Source organism: Nostoc sp. DedVER02 (assembly GCF_034530675.2).
Lineage (GTDB): Bacteria > Cyanobacteriota > Cyanobacteriia > Cyanobacteriales > Nostocaceae > Nostoc.
Window position 1 is genome coordinate 1 of sequence record NZ_JAVRCP020000075.1, and the last position, 5,401, is coordinate 5,401.

At 42.0% G+C, this 5,401-nt stretch carries 4 protein-coding genes; 2 read left to right on the top strand and 2 right to left on the bottom strand.

Annotation, left to right across the window (positions count from 1 at the left end):
* Nucleotides 1-141 precede the first annotated feature (141 nt).
* A complete protein-coding gene (gene sir / locus RMZ41_RS31790) occupies nt 142-2,058 on the bottom strand; it encodes a sulfite reductase, ferredoxin dependent (RefSeq protein ID WP_322643069.1) in 1,917 nt (638 codons plus the stop codon).
* Between the two features lie 240 nt (nt 2,059-2,298).
* Nucleotides 2,299-2,838, bottom strand: a complete 540-nt coding sequence (locus RMZ41_RS31795) for a hypothetical protein (RefSeq protein WP_322643070.1) — start codon at nt 2,836-2,838, stop codon at nt 2,299-2,301.
* A gap of 393 nt (nt 2,839-3,231) precedes the next feature.
* Between RMZ41_RS31795 and RMZ41_RS31800 the strand changes: the two genes are divergently transcribed.
* Together RMZ41_RS31800 and RMZ41_RS31805 are read left to right on the top strand one after the other, a co-directional pair.
* Nucleotides 3,232-4,173, top strand: a complete 942-nt coding sequence (locus RMZ41_RS31800) for an ADP-ribosylglycohydrolase family protein (RefSeq protein ID WP_322643071.1) — start codon at nt 3,232-3,234, stop codon at nt 4,171-4,173.
* A gap of 202 nt (nt 4,174-4,375) precedes the next feature.
* Nucleotides 4,376-5,317 (top strand): ADP-ribosylglycohydrolase family protein, encoded by a 942-nt coding sequence (locus RMZ41_RS31805; RefSeq protein WP_322643072.1) that lies wholly within the window; start codon nt 4,376-4,378, stop codon nt 5,315-5,317.
* The last annotated feature ends 84 nt before the right edge of the window (nt 5,318-5,401 follow it).

Here is a 5,401-nt window from a genome sequence, read left to right on the forward strand (position 1 = left end):
GTATATTTAGTCATCAAATGTTCTCCTGATTCTTTAACTATTCTGAATTCTGAATTCTGACTCCTGAATTCTTACATCAAATCAAAGATGGACACAGATAAATCCATCTGTGTCCATTTATGGTTTGGTTAATTATTGACCTTATGAAAGATTCTGGAAGTAAGCTTCTAACGCTTCAGTTACTAACTGAGTCATCGGCTTACCTTCGCTTACGGCCACTTCCTTTAACTTGCTATAAACCTCTTCTTTCAAGTTCACCCGATGGCGGGATTTGTTTGCACCATTGGCTGCTTGGGGTTCGTAGGTGGCGCTAAATTCGCGGATGGCATCAAAACCAACGCGATCGCAAAAATCACCAAACTTTTCCTTAGATTTCCGAGATTTCTTAAAGTAAACAAAAATTGGCTCTAGGAAGGTGTCTAAATCATTATGGTGCAGCTTATCTATGTAAGGTTGCGCCAGTCGAGTCTGATTTGGCGAACCCCCTAACCATAGTTGGTAAGATTCTGGGGCGCTACCAACAAAGCCCAATTCTGCTAAGTAGGGACGAGCGCAACCGTTAGGGCATCCGGTCATTTTTACCACAAAATGCTCATTTTGTAAACCCACTTTATCTAATAGAGCGCGAACCCGTTCCAAAATACCCGGTATTGCTCGTTCTGATTCTGTGATTGCCAAGCCACACGTAGGCAAAGCTGGACAAGCCATTGCATACCGCACTAAAGGTTCGATTTTTTTAGGGTCGTCTCCGACACCATTACGGCTGAGAATGTCTTGAATAGCTTCCTTGCTATCTGGTTCGATATCGTAAAAAATCAGGTTGTGGTTGGGTGTCAAACGGATGGGTAAATTGAACTGCTCGACAATTTCCCGCAAAGCGGTTTTCAGTTGAAACGAACCTTCATCCTTGACTCGACCATTTTCAATGGAAATTCCTAAAAATAGCTTGCCATCACCCTGTTCATTCCAGCCAAGGAAGTCGTAATATTTAAATTCTGGCAGGGGTTTGAAGGCTTCGAGTGGTTTACCGAAATATTCTTCAACTTGGGCACGGAATTTATCTACACCCCAATCGTTGATTAGATATTTTAATCTGGCGTGACGACGATCGGTGCGATCGCCATAATCTCTCTGGGTAGCAACAATTGCTTTCACGATGTCGTAAACGTCATCTTTCGTAACATAACCAATAGGGTCTGCTAACCTAGCGAAAGTTTCTTCTTTAGCGTGTGTCCGCCCTAAGCCACCACCAGCAAAAATGTTAAATCCTTCTAATTGTTTCTTCTTATTGGTAATCACTACCAACGTCAGGTCTTGAGAATACAAATCAATCGAATTATCCCCTGGCACTGTCACGCAAATTTTGAACTTGCGAGGCATATAGTAAGTGCCATAAATTGGTTCTTCGTTGTCATGAATGATTGTGCCATTCCCATTGCGCTGTCGGGCTGCCTTAACCTCTGGGTCTTCTTCAGCACTAATTGCCTTTTCCCCATCTAGCCAAATTTCGTAATAAGCGCCTGTTTGTGCTGTCAGCAAGTCAGCAATATTCTGAGCATATTCCCAAGCATACTGGTACTCTGGGCGATTTTTAAAAGGGGCCGGTGGAGCCATTACATTGCGGTTGATGTCGCCGCAAGCTCCCAAAGTCGAACCCAGATTCTTGACAATAGTGGCGATTGATGCCTTCAAATTCTTCTTTAAAATCCCGTGCAGTTGGAAACCTTGACGGGTAGTTGCGCGTAACGTGTGGTTGCCATACTCATCAGCGATTTTATCTAAAGCCAGATATAGCTGCGGTGGTACTAAACCACCAGGATTTTTTGTCCGCAGCATAAACTGGTAATCTTTTTCCTGTCCCTTGGTGCGGTTGTCGCGGTTATCCTGCTGGTAAGAACCGTGATACTTCAAAAGCTGCACCGCGTTTTCGGTAAAATGGGTAGTATCTTGAAGAATTTCAGTTGCTACAGGTTCACGCAAAAAATTACTATTTTCCTTGATTCCTTCTACTTTGGAAGGTTTACGGTTAGTGATGGGGGAAGGAGCAGATTTAACCATTAGACTTGTATAGTATTCTCAATAAAGCATTACGTAGACACCGAATCAGCACCTTTCGGCTACTCGATCCCCGGTAATCCGGCCGGAATAATGAGGAATAATCTAATTTTACCACGGCAAAAGCCGGCTTTGTCAGTGATGTAACACTTAACAAAACCAGCTTTTGGGAGTAGTGAGTTTTTAGTGCTAAGTCCTGAGTACTTAAGTAAAGTATAGAGTAACTGAGGACTCAATAATCTTTTATTTGAAGCGATAGCCAAGACCACCATTTATGGTGACAGCAGAAGCATCGCTATTTTGGTAAGCACCAAGTCCGACTTTAGCGTTAGTATAGACGAGGAAATTGTTAGCAACTTCCGATTCAACACCAGCACCTACTACTACTGAATCTCTGTTACCTATAGGGGTTGGTGAGCCATCTTTTTCTACAAAAGAATAACCACCAGTTAAATAGGCATTAGTTCTATTAGCAATAGGCACATCCACAGAAAGTTCTGGAATGATAGCACTTGTTTTATCACTCCAAAGAACATTACCGCGTGCAGAAAATGGGGTAGTTCCTAATTTTACGCGGCCTGTAACATTACCACCAAATGTAGCAGCATTGTTGATACCTTGTCCGCCGCTTGTAACGCCAGCTGCAACACCAGCACCAATATAACTAGCGTCAGTACCCTTTTTGGTTTCAGCAGAAGCTTGACCAGCTGATAGAACAAAAGGAGCAACTATTAAGGAAGACAATGCAGAAATTGTGATGAAAGACTTGAGTAAGCGTTTCATAGTTTTTACCAAAATTTTTATTTTTTACTTGTATATTCCCAGTCGAAAATCGTGTGATAATGTTCCAAAAAAATATTGGTTTTTATTAAACTAATATTGCTATTGATGCATCAAATTTATAGGCTAACTAGCCTTGAGAATTATAAATTAGCTGTTATAATTACATTCAATGTCTTTTGACATAGATTCTTTGTTCCACAAATAGACGCTTTTAAAACTGTCACAATATTTGGAACTTCAACTATGTTGGAAGAGTGGAAAAAAAATACTCGATTAACATTTTTTGCCGAGTTTTTCATCCTCTGTGAAAAATTCGGCTGTAGCATCTGTTGCAACAAGCTATAGAGGGAATCTATAAAGTTAAATTTGAGCAGTTATCGTGGAGAGTGAATAATGCTAACCGGTGCAAAAACGTTGTCTGGTTTGATGGGTTTATGTGTCGGTGATGCGTTGGGTGTGCCAGTAGAGTTTACTAGCCGTGCTGAACGAGTAAAATCTCCAGTGACAACGATGCAGGGTTATGGCACATGGAATCAGCCACCAGGAACTTGGTCAGATGATAGTTCATTAAGCTTTTGCTTGGCAGAATGCCTTTGTCGGGGGTATTCGTTGGATGCCATAGCTAATTCCTTCTGGCGCTGGTACAAGGAGGCTTACTGGACTCCTCGGGGCGATGTCTTTGATATTGGTCAAACTACCCACACAGCAATCATGCGCCTGAAACAGGGGGTTGTTCCCCATCAGGCAGGTGGGAAGGTTGAAAATACTAATGGCAATGGTTCGTTGATGAGAATCTTGCCAATGGCTTATTGTCACCGAAACTTAAGTTTAAGAGAATTGCTGGCGCGGGTGCATGATGTTTCCGCGATTACTCATGCTCATGCGCGATCGCAAATGGCCTGTGGTATTTATATTAGTATTGCAGTGGCGCTCTTAGAAGGGGCTGACCCGCAAACAGCTTATCTACAAGCATTGCAAGATATCCAAACAATATATTCTGTCCGAGAATTTTTGTTAGAAAAGCCGCATTTTGGCAGAATTTTTAGTGGTGAGATTGCCAAGTTACCAGTTGAAGAGATTAATTCTGGTGGCTATGTAATTGATACCTTAGAATCATCCCTGTGGTGTTTATTGAATAGCTCGTCTTATTCTGAGGCAGTACTAAAAGCTGTGAACTTAGGCGGAGATACCGATACAACCGCCGCCGTCACAGGTGGGTTAGCGGGAATTTATTACGGCGTGGAAAATATTCCTCAAAAATGGATAAACCAAATTGCCCGTAGACAGGACATTATTTATTTAGCAGAGCGTTTTACAAGGGCTGTCTACAGCTAGTTTAGAATTAGAGACTTCCAAATACCCAAAGTCGATAGCAAAATCCTCTCTATTCCTCTTCACTCTGAGTTCTCTGTGCCTCTGTGGTTCGTTTATTTGGATAATTTATTTCTTGGAAATCCTTATAAATTCTACCAAGCATTTGATAACCGGCTTTTCGCAAGTAAAATCAGTTGTAGAAAAGTTTCATGCTGGTTGAACAATGTTAACCTCTGCAAAAACGTTGTCTGGTCTGATGGGTTTATGTGTTGGTGATGCATTGGGTGTGCCAGTGGAATTCACCAGCCGCGCTGAAAGAGTAAAATCTCCAGTCATATCGATGCTAGGTTATGGAACTTGGGATGTTCCTGCTGGTACGTGGTCAGATGACAGTTCGTTGACCTTTTGCTTGGCAGAATGTCTTTGTGAAGGATTTTCAGTAGATGCGATTGCTGATTCCTTCTGGCGCTGGTATCACGAAAGTTACTGGACTGCTCAAGGCGAAGTATTTGATATCGGTAACACCACATTTTTAGCAATTGTGAACTGGAAACAAGGAACTCCACCCTTGAAAGCTGGTGGCGCTAGTGAAAATAGTAATGGCAATGGTTCTTTGATGAGAATCTTGCCGATGGCTTATTGTCACAAAAGTTTAACTCTGGATGAATTGCTGGCGCGAGTACATCAAGTTTCTTGCCTTACTCATGCTCATGCGCGATCGCAAATGGCCTGTGGCATTTATATTACTATTGCAGTGGCGCTCCTAGAAGGGGCTGACCCACAAACAGCCTATTTACAAGCATTGCAAGATATCCAAACAATATATTCTGTCCGAGAATTTTTGTTAGAGAAGCCGCATTTTGGCAGAATTTTTAGTGGTGAGATTGCCAAGTTACCAGTTGAAGAGATTAATTCTGGTGGCTATGTGATTGATACCTTAGAATCGTCCTTGTGGTGTTTATTAAATAGCTCGTCTTATTCTGAAGCGGTACTGAAAGCTGTCAACTTAGGCGGAGATACCGATACAACCGCCGCCGTCACAGGTGGGTTAGCGGGAATTTATTACGGCGTGGAAAATATTCCCAAACAATGGATAAACCAAATTGCTCGTAAGCAGGACATTATTGACTTGGCAACTCGTTTTGAATCAGCTGTTTACGCTTAGAGTTAGTAGTTATACCAATTCTTTATGAAGCTGCGCTAAATAAGGCTTCAAGGATAAAGTCGTAAGAAGTAAGAGAAGCAATCA

Bases quoted from the DNA above. Each gene is read 5' to 3' on its own strand.
- sir (WP_322643069.1), bottom strand. From the start codon at position 2,058: ATGGTTAAATCTGCTCCTTCCCCCATCACTAACCGTAAACCTTCCAAA.
- RMZ41_RS31795 (WP_322643070.1), bottom strand. From the start codon at position 2,838: ATGAAACGCTTACTCAAGTCTTTCATCACAATTTCTGCATTGTCTTCC.
- RMZ41_RS31800 (WP_322643071.1), top strand. From the start codon at position 3,232: ATGCTAACCGGTGCAAAAACGTTGTCTGGTTTGATGGGTTTATGTGTC.
- RMZ41_RS31805 (WP_322643072.1), top strand. From the start codon at position 4,376: ATGTTAACCTCTGCAAAAACGTTGTCTGGTCTGATGGGTTTATGTGTT.